Here is a 17,427-nt window from a genome sequence, read left to right on the forward strand (position 1 = left end):
ATAGCCGTAATTACAAAATCTATGGACGAAAACAATAAAAAAACCCGTGAATTATTCACGGGTTTCCCCTTTCGAAAAGCTAATCGCAATTGTTCCAGCACCTGCATGAACAGCAAAAGATATCGGAAGCGGATAAATTAGAAACTCCATTTCAGGAAATACTTCTCTAAAATAGGTGATCCATTCTTCTGCTCCTTCTTCATCATTCGCATGAAAAACATGTACTACTTTTGAAGTTTCTTTTTCAAGTTCATTTCGCATATATTCTTTGCATTTTTGTATTTTACGAACTTTCTTCTCTAACACAAGTTCGCCATGTTTTACTTCTAGAATTAGGTTTACACTTAGTAGACTGCCTAGTATAAATTGTACACCCTTCACACGTCCACTTGCATATAGACCTTTCAAATCTTTTGGAAATACATAGTAAGGACTACGCTCAGCATCTTGTATTGTTTTTTGTATATCTTGTAAAGTCATACCCTCATGGTATAACGTTTGTGCTTTTATTAAAAGTTCATCCATTGGATAACTTGTTGTTTCACTATCTATTACGATTAAAGGAAATCCTGCCATTTCTGCGGCAAGTTTCATATTTTGATAGGTACCACTTACTTTTCCGCTAATTGTGATAGCAAATCCTTCTTCATATTCTTCTTTACATTTTGAGAAAAGTGAAACCATCTCTCCTAAATTAGGTTGTGATGTGGTTACCGTTACACCTTCTTTTAACGCATCATAAACACGTTCACGAACACCTTCTTCACAATCTTTATAGGCTGTTCCATTTATAACAATTTCAATCGGTATAACAAAATTATCTTCACTTGTTGTAAAGTTTGCAGTTGTACTATCAGTAAACCAAGCAACACGCTTCATGTTGTTCCTCCCTTGTGTGCATCCTTTTCTTGAACTTTTCTCACAATTCTATCTATTCGAGTTATAAAAAGGACTCTGCTTGCTATAATAACAAGACTATCTCTGTTTTTCTATAGGAGATGGATGATTGGGGCAAAGTTTTCAAAATTAATATCGAATCGAATTGTATTCGTACACAATTTCGACATATTTATTTTTCGTACATACGCTTAAATTAAAAAACAAGGCTTCTAACACGTATACGAAGTTAGAAGCCTTATCTCATTTAAGGAAAACGAATTTAATAAAAATTCCTACTATCAGTGATAAAATTATATATATGACCACCAAAGAAAGAAAGGTTTCATTTGCATAAATCAACATAAATAATAAGGAGAGTATGAAAACGATGATTGGCATAACAAATATTTTTTGATTCTCCAATAAACAACTGAGCTTAATATAATCGTGAGCATTGGAAAGAGAATCAAAACTAAGAACATTGGATTACTAAATATGTCTGCCATTTTCTTAATTCCTCCGATACCGAAAATCGGCCATCATTTAAACAATTTAATAATGTTTTTAGCATATGTACCATTCACTTCATACCCCGATCCATGCTGTTCATTGGTACTCTCTACAAACATAACCTGCCTATTGTTTCCTTCTAACCACACTAAGAAATCTTGTTTATCTCCACCATTATATTTTAATGTCATTACAGCATTCATATTGTCCCGTGCTTCTTTGTCTAAAAATACCTCTTTCTTTTTTGCATTTTGAAGACCATCAATGACGGTTTGCATAGTAGATTCGCTAGCTAGTTTTTTACTATTGTTTGTCTTTGCATTCTTTAACTCAATGGAAGCCACATCTTTATTTTCAAATTGTACAACTTTTGTTATAGTGGCTAGCGATGTAGCGTTCTCTTGCTCTTCCTTATCAGAAAAATTCGAGCAGCCTACAACACCTAAAAACAATGTACATACCATGCAAGAAGCTATTAATTTTTTCAAGTTTCTCGTCCCCGTTCCTAGTATTTATATAAAAAAATACACATCGACAATTTACCCTACATGAACAGGCAGTTTATCAAGTATTTCTTCTCTGGGTTCTTTTTATTTCCTGCATATAAATTATGTATTCACTATTTAATCTAAGTACACTTCTACATCTCATAAAAAAAGGATACTATGCATTTTATAAAACATAGTATCCTTTAGCATTTTTAAATTATAAAATTGTTTTACTTACATCTCTTCCGGAGCACCCATTCCAAGTAAACGTAATCCTTCTTTTAACACAATCGTTACTGCATAAACAAGTGCAAGTCTGCTTTCCTTCTCTTCATTATCCTCTAAAATACGAACATTTCCATAATATTTATTAAATGCTTGTGCAACATCTAACAAATATTTCGCAATATGTGAAGGTTCATTTTTAGAAAAGGCTGTTTCAATCACCTCTGGGAATCTATTCAATAATTTTATCGTACTCCAACTATGATCATCGTTTAACGCAAACGATCCTACTTCAAATTCAGCACTTTCTTTTCGTAAAATGGAGCAAGCACGTGCATGTGTATATTGAACATATGGCCCTGTTTCTCCTTCGAATTTCAGCATTTTTTCTAAAGAGAACTCAATATTATGCATACGTTCATTTTTCAAATCATGGAAAATGATTGCACCGACACCAACTTGTTTTGCAACTTCCTCTTTTTGCTTTAAGTCTGGATTCTTCTCTTCTATATTTTGCTTTGCAAGCGTAATCGCTTCTTCTAATACTTCCTCAAGTAATACAACTTTCCCCTTACGTGTGGACATTTTTTTACCATCTTTTAAAATGAGTCCAAATGGTACATGAGCCATACCATCTACCCAGTTATAACCGAGTTTCTTTAATACGGTGAAAAATTGTGTAAAGTGCAAGCTTTGCTCTGCTCCTACTACATATAGCGCTTTATCAAATTCATATGTGTTTTGACGATAGAGTGCCGCTGTTAAATCACGAGTTGCATAAAGCGTGGTTCCATCTGATTTTTTAATTAAACATGGCGGCATATCCTCTTCTTCTAAATTAACAACTTGTGCTCCCTCTGATTCTTCTAATAATCCTTTTTCTTCTAAGATTTCAACAAAGTCATCCATTTTATCATTGTAAAAGGCTTCACCTTGGAAATTCGTAAATTCAACACCAAGCAGTTCATAAATGCGAGAGAACTCTTTTAAAGATTCGTGGCGGAACCAGTTCCATAAAAAGACCGCTTCTTCATCACCATCTTCTAATTTCTTAAACCATGCACGACCTTCTTCTTCTAGCTCTAGGTTCTCTTTTGCTTCTTCGTGGAAATGAACATATAACTTAAATAATTCACGAATTGGATCTTCTTTTACAAGCTCTTCATTTCCCCATTTTTTATATGCGGTAATTAATTTTCCAAACTGTGTTCCCCAATCACCAATATAATTGATTCCTACAACTTCATATCCACACTTTTCGGCGATATGTTTTAAAGAATTCCCAATCATCGTTGAACGTAAATGCCCCATGGAGAACGGTTTCGCGATATTTGGTGAAGAGTAATCGATTACTACTGTTTTTTCTCGCCCAAGATGCCCCAGTCCATATTCTTCTTTTTTAGCTAAAATCATTTTTAATACATCATCGCTTACTATGTGACGGTTAAAAAATACATTCACATATGGTCCAACTGCCTCCACTTTTGTAAAAAATGAATCGTTTAAGTTCTCAGCGATTTCTTTCGCGATCATTGCTGGTGCTTTTTTATATTGCTTGGCGAGCATGAAACAAGGGAATGCAGCATCTCCAAATTCATCTTGCTTCGGAGTTTCAATTAGACCTGTAATCTGTTCCAATGATAATTCTGATTCAATCACTTCAAATAAACTTTTTGCGAATTTAATTTTATATTCCATGTTGCTCCCTCCTTAGTTTTGAAAACACAAAAAACTCGTCTCTAAAAAAGAGACGAGTTATCACCCGTGGTACCACCCTTGTTGTTCCAAAGAACCACTTTCCCGTTTATAACGAGGACAGGGGGCCCCGGCTTACTCTACTATTCATTTCAAGCAGCGTCTCCGAAGTGCGCTTCATCCGTTTCTCCGTACTAGGCTCCCACCATCCCTAGCTCGCTTTACTTATAAAACAGACTACTCTCTTCATCTACGACATCATATATAATTGATTATTGCTTATTATACATCTTTTCAAACAATTAGCAAGGTTCAATTACACCAAAATGAAATTTTGCACTTTTTCGCTTATGAACAAAGAAGTTATGTCGTTCAAATCGTGTACTACGAAAATGATCTTTTAGAACAACACGTTTCCTAGCAACACGCTTTGCTTCTGCAATCGTTTCGTCTGTAATATCATTATACAAAGCAAAGTGCTTTAACCCTCGAATTCCATCAGATTCAATTACTGTTTCTTCAAACATCGGATCCAGATACACAACGTCATAACTATCGTCTTCGGAGTTCTTTAGGAAATCAAAATGTTCGGTTTGCTTCACTCTAATTCTACGCATTGCTTCATCAATTTCTGGTATTCCCGCACACCACTGCTTTAAACCTTTATTCATGATATAAGCCATATAGCGATTTCCTTCAAGCCCCGTTACAGATCCATCTTCTCCAACAACATAGCTTGCTACAATACTATCTGATGCCATACCAAGCGTACAATCTAACACCGTCATTCTTTTTTCTAATTTTGCAGCTTCTACGAATGGATCATGTTCTCCCCGCATTAATCTTTTCACACGAAACATTGCAGAATTAGGATGGAAAAAGAACGATTCTTCTGTACCTTTTGGATAAATTGCTAAACGATTCTTTCCTACAACAAGTACATCTTGTCCAAACTGCTCATGTAGTTTCACTACAGATATATCATTACGTACAACAAAAGAAGATTGTAATTCTTCTGCTACTTTTTTTGCATAAGTTGTCATTTCCTTATTTGTTCGTCCTGCTGTTGTTACAATCATCTTTTCACCTCAAATATAAAGAAAAAAGGGAGAATGACTCCCCCTTTTTTAGCAATGCTTTTCAAAAGCCTGTTCTAAGTTATTAATGATTTCTTCCATTGTTGCTCCTTCAATTTCATGACGATGAATGAAGTGAACAACTTCTTTTCCTTTTAATAACGCCATAGATGGTGAAGATGGTGGAATATCTCCGAAGTACTCACGCATTGTAGCTGTTGCGTCTTTATCTTGTCCTGCAAATACAGTTACAAGATGATCAGGTTGTTTTTCAGAACGTACAACCGCTTGACCAGCTGATGGACGAGCTAAGCCAGCTGCACAACCACAAACAGAGTTTACAACCACTAATGTTGTACCTGTCACATTTTCCATATATTCTGTTACAGCTTCTTCAGTAGTTAATTCTTCAAATCCAGCACGCACTAATTCTTGGCGCATTGGAATTACCATTTGACGCATATATTCTTCGTATGCATTTGACATCTTGTAATCTCTCCTTCAACTTTCATTCCAAATTCATCATATCACGCTCTTATAATAGGTGCAAAAGAAAGATAGCAATGTTTTCATTTTTTTGAAGGGATTTCACAAACCCCTTCATGGCAGTGTCCAACAGGTACAAGTTTTCTATTATTAGCAATATAATCATACACTTTATTTCCAAACCTAAGTAAAATAGATAATTTAATAAATGGTACCGCAAACCAGTATGACGGCACAGCCTTGGCTAATACATATACACTACCAATCCCATCATACCATTTATGATCGTTTAAAATGTAAAGTCGTTGTTCCATCTTTCCTTGCAGCTCTTTGGAAAGTTGATACTCCTCTACAACATCTTTATCACGAAAAGAAACAAACTCCACTGCACCTTTTCTATCAAGCTTCTTCGTACGCTCTGCCACTGCCATGCACATCGGACACAAACTATCGTAGAAAACGAGCATATGATTATTCTCCTTTACGAGACTCCGTCATTTGTTTCCAAACTGACCCTTTCGCTTCTTCTCCGCCTTCAATACGTTCTAACGCTAAACGAGCTTGCATTGCTACTTCGAACTCTGGATCATCTTGCGCAGCGCGCAGTGCTGGAATCGCACTTTCATCACCAAGTTCAAATAAAAACATCGCTGCACGCCAACGTACCAATTTACTTGGATCTTTAAGTGATTTAATCATCACAAACATCGCTGCTGGATCCCCTACATCTGATAAGCAATCACCAGCAGTACGGCGGACACTTACAGATCGATCTAGTAAAGCTTTATATAGCAATGGCAATACTTCATCACCTTTTACCATACCTAAGTACGCTGTTGCCAGGCGGCGGATCGATACTTTTTCATCTTCTAACGCTTTTTTCAATACAGGAATATCCTCTTCTGTGGGATCCATTTGTTCAAGCGCTGCATAACGATTTTTCCAATCAGGATCTGCCATCATTTCCTCTGTTACTTTATATGGTTCACGCTTTGTAATCGTTACTTCCTTAGCACCTGCTTGATCTAATAATTCTTTTACAGTTTTTTCAACGCGCTCCTCTGGATAAGCAGCTACAATTTCTTCGACAACTTCTTTTCCGATTTCTTCAAAATTACCATAGCGTGTACTTTGTTCTACCCATTTACGCTCTTTCACAACGTTAGGCGCAGACATTTGTACTTTCATAATCGCTTCTTTAAAACGATCTGGTAACCCAACTCGCTCTTCCGTTGTTCCATCTGTTAATTTCACCTGCATTGGAATTGTAAAGAACATTTGAATGAATACTTTCACTTCACCAAAATGCGAAAGTTGCTCCCTCTCATCTTCTTCAGTTACTTCTTCTCCAAACACAGCGCGAACTTGTTGCAAAAGTACTTTCCAGTCATACTTCGCATTTCTCTCTACTGCTAAAAAGTCCGCAACATGGTATACACCTTTAATACCTTCAATTTTTAAAATGTGCTGCACTTGCTCTGGCGCTTGTTCCGCATTTTCATTTGTATAATTATTACGTGCTCCTGATGGTAACACTTCATTTAAGATAACTTTCATCGTATTTGGACTTGGCGTTGGTTCAATTGCTTTAATCTTCACGTAAATAAACTCTCCTTTATTGCTTGTTCTTAGCTGTATTGTAACATGTTCTATCGCTATACTCCTACTGAGACGCTTGCTTTTTCTAATCCCGATTATAGTCTTAGTAGAATTGATGAATATCATGTAACAACTACCGCCGATTTATATATCCTTTTTAGTATAATCCCCCTTCTCTCCTTCGCTCAAAAAAGTAGATTGATAATAAAAAGTAAAATGTTAATCAGCTCCTCCCTTCCTTTCGCTGAATTTTAAGATAAGACTCTTACTACCCGTTAATGCAGGATAAATAAAAAAAGGTATTGCTTTGCAACACCTTTTTCTATCACCATAAATTCATTTTATGATGTATTACAATTATTTTGTTACTTCTTTCGTTAAAGATACTCCATCCTTTTCTTTCATTTCACGCTCAAGTTTTGCAATTTTCATATCAAATGTATCACGCTCATGATCTTCATTCATGCGAAGCTCTAAATCACGAATGTGATCTTCAATTTCTTCAAAACGCAAGAACGGATTATTCTCATCCATTTTATGAAGAGCTGTATTCATACGACGGTTTGCATGTGCCATATTTTCGCGAGCCATTAATTCCATGCGCTTTGCATTCATTTCTTTTAGTTTATTCTTCATTTCAGAAAGACGACGTTCTAACTCATCAATTTGCTCCACTACACCTGCATACATTTCTTCTAGACGAGCGACTTGCCCTTCATAATATGCTACTTCTTCTAATGCACGTTCATGCAATTGCATTTCTCCTGCTTCTTGTGCAATTATCGCCTGCTTTGAGCGCTTATTTACGAAATAACGAGCCTGTTCAAGTTCACGGGAAAAGTTAGATTTTAATGTTTTATGACGCTGAATTAATTTTTCAATTTTTGTTACTTCACGCTCACTATCACGTAAATATTGATTTAACATAGCAATTGGATTTTTTCTTTCTTTCTCATCTAATACATTATGAAAATCTGCTAAAATTGCATCGCGTACACGTCCGAATAAAGATTGTTTCATTCTAATCTTCCTCTCTTCTACTTTATGATTTAAATTATTTTATATTAGTTTTTCATTAACTTGTTCCACTCATCTTCAAAGTTGCTATATGGTTTAGAACTTTCTGAAGCAGCATCCACTACTACATCTTTTTCTTTTTTCCACTCACGGTATCCGTAGTATAGAACGACTAACGCTGCAACACCGATTAGTGCTGGGGAATGAGAAAGGGCAATTGACAAGCCGATTAAACCGGCAATACCCCAAGCTAACTTTCCAAAAAATGATTGTGCTCGCACAAATGATTTATAGCTCCAGTACGCAATTCCTGCTCCAATTGCGAATCCTACAATACCAGCAAGACTACCAAGAGCAATTAAAGCCAAAATACCGGCTGCGATAAACACTAGAAATTGTTTCATCTTGTGCTTGCCTCCCTTCGATTTGATACTCTTATCTTAACTATTTTTTTGATTTCCCATAACGAGCTTAAGAACCGTTTTCCAATCAGACTTAAGACCTATTTCAGGTTAGACCTCATTAAGATGTGTGTAAACCAAAACAGAAATTCAGACTGTTCGTTTTATACAACATTTAAAAACAGAGGATTAAAAGCACAGACAAGCTGGTTCCGATAAAATATCGAAAGCAGCTTGTTTGTGTTTGTTTTTTTATTAAAATATCTATTTTATAAAGCATATTTCTTTCACTTATATTTTCTGATTTTACTTTGATGCCCCCTCTTTCTTTCGCTCCAAAAACGCAATTCTTTCAATGACAACTTCTGTTTTATACACCCTCTTCCCCTGTTCATTATCATAGTTACTCGTATGAATACGACCTGTAATCCCAACTAACGAACCTTTCTGGCAATACTCTGATACATTTTCAGCCGATTTTCTCCAGACGACGCAGTAAATATAGTCAGCTTGCTGCTCCCCTAAACTATTTCGGAATCCTCTATTTACCGCAACACATATACGTGCATAGGCAATCCCTTGCTTTGTGTAGTATAGTTCTGGATCTTTCGTCAATCTTCCAATTAATACAACTCGATTCATCATATTTATACCACCTCACATTTTTCCTTTATTGTAGAAAAAAATAGAAGTTAGGTAAAAACTGTAAAATATTGTATTTCTAAAAGAAAATAAGCACTTTGAATCTAATAAAATAAAAAAAGAAATTCTGCATGTTTCAATCATGCAGAATTTCTTAAAATGTTTACATTTCATTATTTCACTTATACCTCAGTGCAAGATATGTAATATCCTCCGCGAGCCATCCGTATGTCAACTTGATACAGTGTATTTTCTAAATAAAAAGTAATCGGTTTTACTTTACTTTCAAATTCTAGTTTTTCCTTAGATTCAGCAGCATATGTTTCAATAGCCTTACAAATGATTTCAGTAGATGGATAAATCAATGCGGCGTCTAATTCAATAAAAAAGCTCTTTCCTAATAGTTTTTTTAGTAGACTTTTCTTTTCTTGTATCATAACCTCTTCCCTCCTGCTATTTCATAATTTTCACCACTCTCATCATCCATATTATACCACCGAAAACAAACTCTTCCTGAATTACAAACAGCATTTACTTTAAATCTAAAAAACAAAAAATCCTGCATGTTTCAAACATGCAGGATTTCTTTCAATTAGTCGTTTTTCGTAAAGTAAGAAACAAAACGAAGAATTTCTAAGTACAGCCACACTAATGTCATCATTAGTCCCATTGCACTGTACCACTCCATATATTTTGGAGCGCCACTACGTGCACCATTTTCGATTAAATCAAAGTCTAGTAGTAAATTTAATGCAGCTACTACAATAACAACTGCACTAATAATGATACCAATTGTTCCGCCTTGATGAATATACGGAACAGTAACACCAAACATGTTTAATAGGAAAACCATTAAGTACATAATCAAAATTCCAAACGTTGCAGCCATTACACCTGTGCGGAATTTATCTGTTACTTTTACAACACGAGTCGCATATAACACTAACATCGCAAATAAAATTGAAATTGTTAGTAATACAGCATTTAAAATAATAGAATCCTCAAAGCGAATTGCATATACTGCTGAAATACTTCCTAAAACAATCCCTTCAACCGCTGCGTAAATAGGTGCAGTAATAGGTGCCATTTTTGGGAAGAACATAGACGCAAATGCGATGATTGCAGCCACAATTAATGCCCCAATTAAAACTGGCATTTGCATTTTCCCATTATACATCTGTATGTATGAATAGACAGACGTTGCAAGAAGCAAGACAAGCATAATAAATGTTTTACCTACCGCTCCGCCAATTGTCATTGCAGATGCACTTGCTCCTTCTTTACGAAATGCCTCTTTCTTCAACATTGGATTAGATGTTCTCATTTTTTCCCTCCTAAAATAGGTTCTACCAATAGTGTAAAGTTTTTCTCTTTACATTTCAATATATGCAGCTTGTTTTTATTTTAAACCTTCAACGATGTCAGATAGTTCGCTCCAGCGTTCCATCGCTTTTTCTAGCTCTTCTTCCGTTTGCTCTTGCGCTTCTGAAAGTTCTTGTGCCTTTGTAAAGTCAGAACCTACATTCGCAAGTTCTTCCCCAATTGCTTCAAGCTTTTCTTCAAGCGTCGCAATCGTATCTTCAATCGTTTCCCATTCACGTTGTTCATGATAAGAAAGCTTACGTTTGCGTTGTTGCTTCGGAGCTTCTTCTACTTTCTTTTCTTTCTGTACTTCTACTTTTTCTAATAGTTCTTGAGTCTTTTGTATATCTAAGTAATCACTATAGCTTCCTAGGAATTCACGAATTTCGCCACCACCAGTAAAGATAAACAGTTCATCTACCACTTTATCTAAGAAATAGCGATCATGTGATACAGTCAGAACAACACCTGGGAAATCTTCCAAATAATCTTCTAGTACTGTTAACGTTTGTGTATCTAAATCGTTGGTCGGCTCATCTAATAGTAGTACATTTGGCTCTCCCATTAAAAGACGTAATAAATACAGACGTCTTCTTTCACCACCAGATAGTTTACCTAGCGGTGTTCCATGTGAATGCGGTGGGAATAAGAAACGCTCAAGCATTTGGGATACTCCAATAACTTTACCATCCGTTGTATGAATGACTTCTGCAATTTCTTTAATATATTCAATCATACGTTGATTTAAGTTCATCTCTTCATTTTCTTGCGTATAATAAGCCACTTTCACAGTTTGTCCAACTTCAATTTCACCACTGTCAGGTGATAATTTGCCTGCAAGCATATTTAATAAAGATGATTTCCCGCTACCATTAGCCCCAATAATACCAATTCGATCTCCTGGTTTCACGATATGATTAAAATTATGTAATACCGTTTTATCACCAAATTTCTTCGTTACATCTTTTAACTCAAGCACTTTCTTTCCTAAGCGGCTCCCGCTGAGTGAAATATCCACAGACTGCTTCGCTGCTGGACCTTCTTGTTCTTTTAACTCTTCAAAGCGCTGAATACGCGCTTTTTGTTTTGTCGAACGAGCTTTCGCACCACGGCGAATCCAAGCAAGTTCACGACGATATAAGTTTTGACGTTTTGATTCTTGTGCTAATTCTTGTTCTTCACGAAGTGCCTTTGCTTCTAAAAATGTACTATAGTTTCCTTCATAACTGTACAACTTACCACCATCTAGCTCAAAAATACGATTGGTAACACGGTCTAAGAAATAACGATCATGCGTTACAAGTAAAACTGCTCCTGTATAACGCGCTAAGTACTCTTCTAGCCATTCTACCGTTTCATGATCAAGATGGTTCGTTGGCTCATCTAATATTAATAAATCCGGTGTTTCAATAAAGCACTGCGCCATTGCGATACGTTTCTTTTGTCCACCAGATAAATTTCCAACAGTTGCTGTGAAATCTGTAATACCTAACTTCGTTAAAAGTGATTTGGCATTCGCATTTGCTTCCCATGCATTCATCGCGTCCATACGTTGCTGCACTGCAAATAAGTGCTCTTGTACTTTTTCATTACTTGGGTCTTGTTCTATGTTTAGCAACGCTTGTTCGTATTCACGAAGAAGGCGAATTAGCGGCGTATCGCCGTGGAATACTTGCTCAAGTACTGTCAAATTTTCATTAAAATCCGGTTGTTGTGATAAATAGCTAATTGTATAACCACGCGTATGCGTCATATCACCTGTATCAGGAATCTCTACCCCTGCAATAATTTTTAATAATGTAGATTTCCCTGTACCGTTCACACCAATAATCCCTGCACGTTGTCCCTCTGCAATACTAAATGATAATCCGTCGAATAATGGTTTATCTCCATACGATTTTGATATGTTTTCTACTGTTAGCATTTTCATATTTGTGCATTCCACTCTTTCATAAATTGTTCGATAAACTCTTCCATGTAGCGATGACGAACTTCAGCCTCTTTTTTTGCAGCCTCTGTATTCATTAAATCTTTCAACTTCAAAAGTTTTTCATAGAAATGATTTAATGATGGGTCATTATTTTTTCGATACTCTTCTTTCGTCATTACTTCACGCGGGGGAATATTTGGATCATACATTAAACGACCTTTTGCACCGCCGTAAGCAAACGTACGAGCAATCCCAATTGCCCCAAGTGCATCTAATCGATCCGCATCTTGAACAACCTTACCTTCCAAAGTGTCTACATTACCACCATGTCCACCTTTATATGACATATTCATAATAATATGAAGGATATGTTCTTTTTCTTCTTCAGCAACACCCAATCCTTCTAACCAATCAGAAACTTTTTTCATACCAGCTTCTTCACTTTCATTTAATTTCTCATCCGCTACATCGTGAAGTAAAGCTGCCATCTCAATTACAAAACGATTCCCACCTTCTTGTTCAGACAAAACAATCGCTAATTTATGTACACGTTCAATATGGTACCAATCATGTCCACTTGCATCCTTTTCTAAAATGTTTTTTACAAAGCCGACTGTTTTTTGTATTTGTTCTTGTTTTTTCATTTATCTTCACCCAATTTCTTATTGTAACACGCCTACATTTTTTCATCACATATTTTCTTGTCCGCCCATACGCTATGTTGTATGCACAATCATGAAGGATCTGAAGGAGGAAATAAAATGTTCTATAACAATCAACATCCTTACCCGCAGCAACCATACTATCCTCAAAATCAAAAACAACAATTTCGAGAGCCGCAGCTTGAAGACCAAGAACCACAGCAACAGGAATTTGAACATCAACAAAATTCACACTTGGCACCAAACACACAAGAAGCTCAATACCAGCAAAATCCATACTTAACAGAGCAAGTTCAGCAATTCCAAGAAACTCAATATCAACAGGAGCCACACAGCGCTCAACAATTTCAAGAAACACGATATCAACAGAGTCCACACGTCGCTCAACAATTTCAAGAAACTCAATACCAGCAGGACTCATACACAGCTCAACAATTTCAAGAACCCCAATATCAGCAGAATCCATACGCAGCTCAACATTTTCCATATCAACAACCACAAATGTATCAACCATTCCAGGCCCCGCGTGTTTCACCACCGGCACCAACATTAGATCCAACTCAGCCACAAATCTTACCACCAGCTCCATTTGATCCGGCGCAAATACAAATCTTGCCTCCAGGTCCTACTACAGCTATTCCCACTGAGCCAACACAACAACAAATCCAACAAGTGGTTGGAACACAATTTTTATCTTTAAAGAAACCTGTATTGGACTTCGTAAAACCATGGGTAGAGTACGGAATGAATGAAGCAAAACATACCTCTCACAAACATGCTATGACAGAGGTCGCTGCGATTATGTTTTTAGTTGGAAAAGGATTTAATCCGACAATTGCTCATTATATTGTAGAGTCTTGGGAGAAAAATGAGCAGTTTTAAGGTTATTTGTTTTGTAAAATATAAAAGTGCCACCTCCTTATAAAATAAGTGAGGTGACATTTTTAAAATTCAATTTGTTTACATAATAATATTATGTTTATTTAGTAGATAGATGAAGATTTACTTCATCTATCTACTATCCTACCTCACACTACTCGCATCTTGGAACACCTAATGCTAAAAATAAAGCTGCTAAGTTTGCTGTGATTGGTATTTTTAACGTGATAACATCATCTACTTTTGTTACTAAAAAGAATGCTCCGTTTTCTTCTAAAATACACGTCACCAACAATTGTAAGTCCATTAGAACCCTCCTTTCAGACGAGTTACTATTAATCTATGAATTTCTTACAAAAAAGTAATAGTAATTAAATCTATTTTTCCTTATATAAAGAAATTTAATTAAAAGCCCATCAAAAAGAAATAAAATTTTCTTATTCCCTCTAGAAATCATGTAATTTCTAATTTATTCCTATATAATTAATAGAGAGTAATCTTGCGAATGGAGGTATTAAAATGGCTGTTTTAGGTAGTATAGGTGGGTCTTTATTCATAATCGCTTTCATTCTACTAATTCTATGTATCATTGCATTCTTTAGGAGAAATGGAGAGGCAATGAACTACGGCAGACCTTCTGTTATTTGTTTTATGATTTCAATTTTATCAATAGCAACTGCGGCTGACACAACTAAACATCCAATTGTTAACTTTTTTGCTAATCTAAGTTTCATTTTATGTATCTTTTTCCTCACTCTCGCAATACTATCTGTTATTAAGAAAACAGGTGTAGCAAAAATACAATTTATAATTGCGGCTGTTTTATTTGTAGCTTTTGAAGGTTTAACAAGTATCGCAAAACCTCCCCATGAAAACACATCAGCAATAACTGCTGTAAAAGAAGAACAGCAGACTATACAACAAATACAACCTACAAACGTTAACGACTAAACATATATTCTATACGAACGATGCAGAAGTAAAAAATGCAGCTATATAATGTACAACATGGATATATATGAACGCTAGTATACATAAAAAAGAAGCTCATATTCGAGCTTCTTTTTTTACAATACCTTTTCAATCTCCTTCCCTAACTCTTCCGGCTTCGTCTGCGGCGCAAAACGATCAATCACTTTCCCATCACGCCCTATTAAAAATTTCGTAAAGTTCCACTTCACTGCCTTCATGCCAAGTATGCCCGGAGCCTGATCTGTCATATATGTATAGAGTGGATGCGCGTCATCACCTTTTACATCAACTTTCGCGAACATCGGAAAAGATACACCGTAATTTAGTTCACAAAAACTTGTAATCTCCTCTTCTGTACCTGGTTCTTGTCCTCCAAATTGATTACACGGGAAACCTAAGATTTCAAATCCTTGCTCTTTATACTTTTCATAAATACCTTGCAATCCTTTATATTGCGGTGTAAATCCACACTTACTTGCGACATTTACAATAAGAAGAACTTTACCTTCATACTCTCGCAATGATTTTTCTTCCCCGTTAATCGTTTTTGCAGAAAAATTATATACTGTCATATATATCAGCCCCTCTCTATCATTTCTTACTTATTCTCATCATATATGTATTTAACTTTCCCGTCTAATGAGAGCGCTTTATTTCCGTTCGAAAATTCGACACAAACTACTAGACATTTCTCTTGGAAAGTTTTACAATTAAATTGTGAACAAAATGTGACAGTTTACCTTCTAAATTGTGACATTTTCAATTCCATTATAATGAATAAAGGATGGTGTTGATAATGAAAACTGCACAACGTGAAATGCTTTCAAATCGCGAGTTTTATTTCGTACTATACATGATGTTATTATTTGTTGTCGGTTGGTTTATGGATGTAAATGGGCTATTTTTAAGCAAGTATTTTACACTTGCAGGAATGATTTCTCTCCCACTAGTTGGCGGAATTGTCGGATTTTTTATTATGTCAATTAGCAAAGAACAAAGTAAATAACAACATTACATAAGGGCAGAAAACGATTTTTCGTTTTCTGCCTTTTATTTTATAATAAAAGAATATAAAGACTATAAGGAGTGATTCATATGAAAAAGATAGAACAATTATCCTCTCAGTTATATATCATTGATGATTACGATTTACAACATAACGAGCGTACAGGTACATACGTATTACTAGGTGATGATATTACTTTAATCGAAACGTGCGCAGCCCCTTCTCTTCCGTACATTCTAAACGGCTTACATCAATTACGTATCGACTTAGCAGATGTTAAAAATATTATTGTTACACATGTTCATCTTGATCATGCTGGTAGCGCTGGTTTAATGATGGAAAAGTGCCCAAATGCTACTCTATTCGTCCATTCACGTGGCGCACGTCATATGATTGATCCTACAAAATTAATCCAAGGTGCCAAAGCTGTATATGGCGATGCTTTTGATGAACTCTTCAGTCCAATCCTTCCTATTCCAGAAAAACGCGTCCATATTGTACAAGATGGTGATGTACTACAAATTTCAAAAAATCGGACGCTCACATTTTATGATACACCAGGACATGCAAAACACCATATTAGCATCCATGACTCTTTAACAAATGGCATTTTCACAGGTGACACAATTGGTATTTATTATCGAGAACTAGTTGAACTTGGCGTTGAACTATATTTACCCACCACATCTCCATCACAGTTTCAACCAGATGCGATGATGGCGGCAAAAGATCGCATCCGAAGTATGAAAGTTGACTCCATCTATTTTGGACATTACGGTGCATCTTCCCATGTTTCTGAAGTGTATAAACAGCTTGAGTATTGGCTACCTATCTTTGTTGAGACTGGAAAACAAGTATTTGAAAAAAATCAGGATTTTGAAACGGCAAGTCATGAACTATATGTTTTGCTGCTTGAAAAGGTATCCTTACACCTTTCACAGCAAGACGTACCAGCAACTCATTCTATTTACGATGTGATAAAACTAGATATGGAAATCAGTGCGATGGGAATTATTGATTATCTTACAAAGCAAGAAAAGGCTAAAACGACTACTAACTAAGTGAAAAAACACCCGAGGATATCATGCTCTATTTCAAGCATATATCCTCTTTCTTTGAATATATTTTTTGAATAATACACATATACAAAAAGGAGGGAAACGATGAAAGAAATAATCAAATACTTATGTTTCACTTTATTCATTGTTATATTGCTATTTACAGGAGGGAAAATTCAATTCTATTTAGATCAACAAGCTGAGCTATCCTTTCATATATATCCTCGAATATTTTTCTTTGTATTTTTCCCCTTTTTCATTGGTGGTGTACTGCGCTTCTGCCAGCTTATTCATAACAAGAAAAATCAACATGTATGGAAATTTCAACTAGATAAATTTATAGGCCTTGTCCTTCCTTCAATATTGATTGGTTTTTCACCTATGTTATACTTTTCACCCCTCGGACACTTCTTTCCTTACTTAGCTACTATCATTCTTCTAAATACAACATTTTCTGTAATAATAAACATAATAGCTGGTTACTCCTTCTTAGATTGTTTCTTGAACTACCCCACTTAACAATCTAACAAACTGTTTGAA

At 35.7% G+C, this 17,427-nt stretch carries 21 protein-coding genes, 1 pseudogene and 1 other annotated feature; of the genes and pseudogenes, 5 read left to right on the forward strand and 17 right to left on the reverse strand.

Annotation, left to right across the window (positions count from 1 at the left end; genetic code table 11):
• Positions 1 to 51 precede the first annotated feature (51 nt).
• The 15 genes from AC1M36_RS08775 to AC1M36_RS08845 all read right to left on the reverse strand — a co-directional run bounded on the left by AC1M36_RS08775 (position 52) and on the right by AC1M36_RS08845 (position 12,954).
• Complete coding sequence (locus tag AC1M36_RS08775) at positions 52 to 879, reverse strand: DegV family protein (protein ID WP_336452637.1); 828 nt, start codon at positions 877 to 879, stop codon at positions 52 to 54.
• Between the two features lie 261 nt (positions 880 to 1,140).
• A complete protein-coding gene (locus AC1M36_RS08780; RefSeq protein ID WP_420792356.1) occupies positions 1,141 to 1,302 on the reverse strand; it encodes a DUF2651 family protein in 162 nt (53 codons plus the stop codon).
• 116 nt (positions 1,303 to 1,418) lie between these two features.
• Complete coding sequence (locus AC1M36_RS08785) at positions 1,419 to 1,877, reverse strand: hypothetical protein (protein WP_479845761.1); 459 nt, start codon at positions 1,875 to 1,877, stop codon at positions 1,419 to 1,421.
• 234 nt (positions 1,878 to 2,111) lie between these two features.
• Positions 2,112 to 3,800, reverse strand: a complete 1,689-nt coding sequence (argS, locus tag AC1M36_RS08790; RefSeq protein ID WP_479845762.1) for an arginine--tRNA ligase — start codon at positions 3,798 to 3,800, stop codon at positions 2,112 to 2,114.
• A gap of 45 nt (positions 3,801 to 3,845) precedes the next feature.
• Positions 3,846 to 4,059, reverse strand: a binding site (T-box leader).
• Positions 4,060 to 4,099: 40 nt separating this feature from the next.
• The gene (locus AC1M36_RS08795) at positions 4,100 to 4,876 is read right to left on the reverse strand and encodes a class I SAM-dependent methyltransferase (protein WP_336452640.1); all 777 of its coding nucleotides are present in this window, start codon (positions 4,874 to 4,876) and stop codon (positions 4,100 to 4,102) included.
• Positions 4,877 to 4,924: 48 nt separating this feature from the next.
• Entirely contained in the window at positions 4,925 to 5,359 is a 435-nt protein-coding gene (locus AC1M36_RS08800; RefSeq protein WP_336452641.1) for a BrxA/BrxB family bacilliredoxin, read from the reverse strand.
• Between the two features lie 83 nt (positions 5,360 to 5,442).
• Positions 5,443 to 5,826: a thiol-disulfide oxidoreductase DCC family protein gene (locus AC1M36_RS08805; RefSeq protein WP_336452642.1), complete on the reverse strand. Its 384-nt coding sequence runs from the start codon at positions 5,824 to 5,826 to the stop codon at positions 5,443 to 5,445.
• Between the two features lie 4 nt (positions 5,827 to 5,830).
• Positions 5,831 to 6,958 (reverse strand): conserved virulence factor C family protein, encoded by a 1,128-nt coding sequence (locus AC1M36_RS08810; RefSeq protein ID WP_336452643.1) that lies wholly within the window; start codon positions 6,956 to 6,958, stop codon positions 5,831 to 5,833.
• 357 nt (positions 6,959 to 7,315) lie between these two features.
• Positions 7,316 to 7,978, reverse strand: coding sequence for a PspA/IM30 family protein (locus tag AC1M36_RS08815; RefSeq protein ID WP_431612847.1), 663 nt, complete (start codon positions 7,976 to 7,978; stop codon positions 7,316 to 7,318).
• Between the two features lie 44 nt (positions 7,979 to 8,022).
• Positions 8,023 to 8,379: a lmo0954 family membrane protein gene (locus tag AC1M36_RS08820; RefSeq protein WP_479845763.1), complete on the reverse strand. Its 357-nt coding sequence runs from the start codon at positions 8,377 to 8,379 to the stop codon at positions 8,023 to 8,025.
• Between the two features lie 303 nt (positions 8,380 to 8,682).
• Positions 8,683 to 9,021: a single-stranded DNA-binding protein gene (locus AC1M36_RS08825; RefSeq protein WP_336453623.1), complete on the reverse strand. Its 339-nt coding sequence runs from the start codon at positions 9,019 to 9,021 to the stop codon at positions 8,683 to 8,685.
• A gap of 179 nt (positions 9,022 to 9,200) precedes the next feature.
• On the reverse strand, positions 9,201 to 9,455 hold the full coding sequence (locus AC1M36_RS08830; protein WP_336453624.1) for a DUF4318 domain-containing protein: 255 nt from the start codon (positions 9,453 to 9,455) through the stop codon (positions 9,201 to 9,203).
• 155 nt (positions 9,456 to 9,610) lie between these two features.
• Positions 9,611 to 10,342, reverse strand: coding sequence for a Bax inhibitor-1/YccA family protein (locus AC1M36_RS08835; RefSeq protein ID WP_336453625.1), 732 nt, complete (start codon positions 10,340 to 10,342; stop codon positions 9,611 to 9,613).
• Between the two features lie 75 nt (positions 10,343 to 10,417).
• Positions 10,418 to 12,310 carry an ABC-F family ATP-binding cassette domain-containing protein gene (locus AC1M36_RS08840; protein WP_336453626.1) on the reverse strand — a complete coding sequence of 631 codons (1,893 nt, stop codon included), beginning with the start codon at positions 12,308 to 12,310 and terminating at the stop codon, positions 10,418 to 10,420.
• On the reverse strand, positions 12,307 to 12,954 hold the full coding sequence (locus AC1M36_RS08845; protein ID WP_336453627.1) for an HD domain-containing protein: 648 nt from the start codon (positions 12,952 to 12,954) through the stop codon (positions 12,307 to 12,309). The genes AC1M36_RS08840 and AC1M36_RS08845 overlap by 4 nt, the downstream gene beginning before the upstream one ends.
• Positions 12,955 to 13,071: 117 nt before the next feature.
• On the opposite strand from AC1M36_RS08845, the gene AC1M36_RS08850 reads away from it, so the two are divergent.
• Positions 13,072 to 13,854 (forward strand): hypothetical protein, encoded by a 783-nt coding sequence (locus tag AC1M36_RS08850; protein ID WP_479845764.1) that lies wholly within the window; start codon positions 13,072 to 13,074, stop codon positions 13,852 to 13,854.
• Positions 13,855 to 14,005: 151 nt separating this feature from the next.
• Here the strand turns inward: AC1M36_RS08850 and AC1M36_RS08855 are convergent, their stop codons facing one another.
• Positions 14,006 to 14,158, reverse strand: a complete 153-nt coding sequence (locus tag AC1M36_RS08855; RefSeq protein WP_336453629.1) for an exosporium protein G — start codon at positions 14,156 to 14,158, stop codon at positions 14,006 to 14,008.
• A 212-nt stretch (positions 14,159 to 14,370) separates the two neighbouring features.
• On the opposite strand from AC1M36_RS08855, the pseudogene AC1M36_RS08860 reads away from it, so the two are divergent.
• Positions 14,371 to 14,736, forward strand: a pseudogene (locus AC1M36_RS08860) (excalibur calcium-binding domain-containing protein); the annotation flags it as partial.
• A 182-nt stretch (positions 14,737 to 14,918) separates the two neighbouring features.
• On the opposite strand, the gene AC1M36_RS08865 reads toward AC1M36_RS08860, so the two are convergent.
• Positions 14,919 to 15,395: a glutathione peroxidase gene (locus tag AC1M36_RS08865; RefSeq protein ID WP_336453630.1), complete on the reverse strand. Its 477-nt coding sequence runs from the start codon at positions 15,393 to 15,395 to the stop codon at positions 14,919 to 14,921.
• Between the two features lie 224 nt (positions 15,396 to 15,619).
• Here AC1M36_RS08865 and AC1M36_RS08870 point away from each other — a divergent pair, with 224 nt between their 5' ends.
• From AC1M36_RS08870 to AC1M36_RS08880, 3 genes are all read left to right on the forward strand, one after another.
• Complete coding sequence (locus tag AC1M36_RS08870; RefSeq protein ID WP_336453631.1) at positions 15,620 to 15,829, forward strand: DUF3925 family protein; 210 nt, start codon at positions 15,620 to 15,622, stop codon at positions 15,827 to 15,829.
• A gap of 89 nt (positions 15,830 to 15,918) precedes the next feature.
• A complete protein-coding gene (locus AC1M36_RS08875) occupies positions 15,919 to 16,890 on the forward strand; it encodes an MBL fold metallo-hydrolase (protein ID WP_336453632.1) in 972 nt (323 codons plus the stop codon).
• A gap of 102 nt (positions 16,891 to 16,992) precedes the next feature.
• Entirely contained in the window at positions 16,993 to 17,406 is a 414-nt protein-coding gene (locus AC1M36_RS08880; RefSeq protein WP_336453633.1) for a hypothetical protein, read from the forward strand.
• The last annotated feature ends 21 nt before the right edge of the window (positions 17,407 to 17,427 follow it).

Source organism: Bacillus sp. Medicinal_06, from assembly GCF_056711665.1.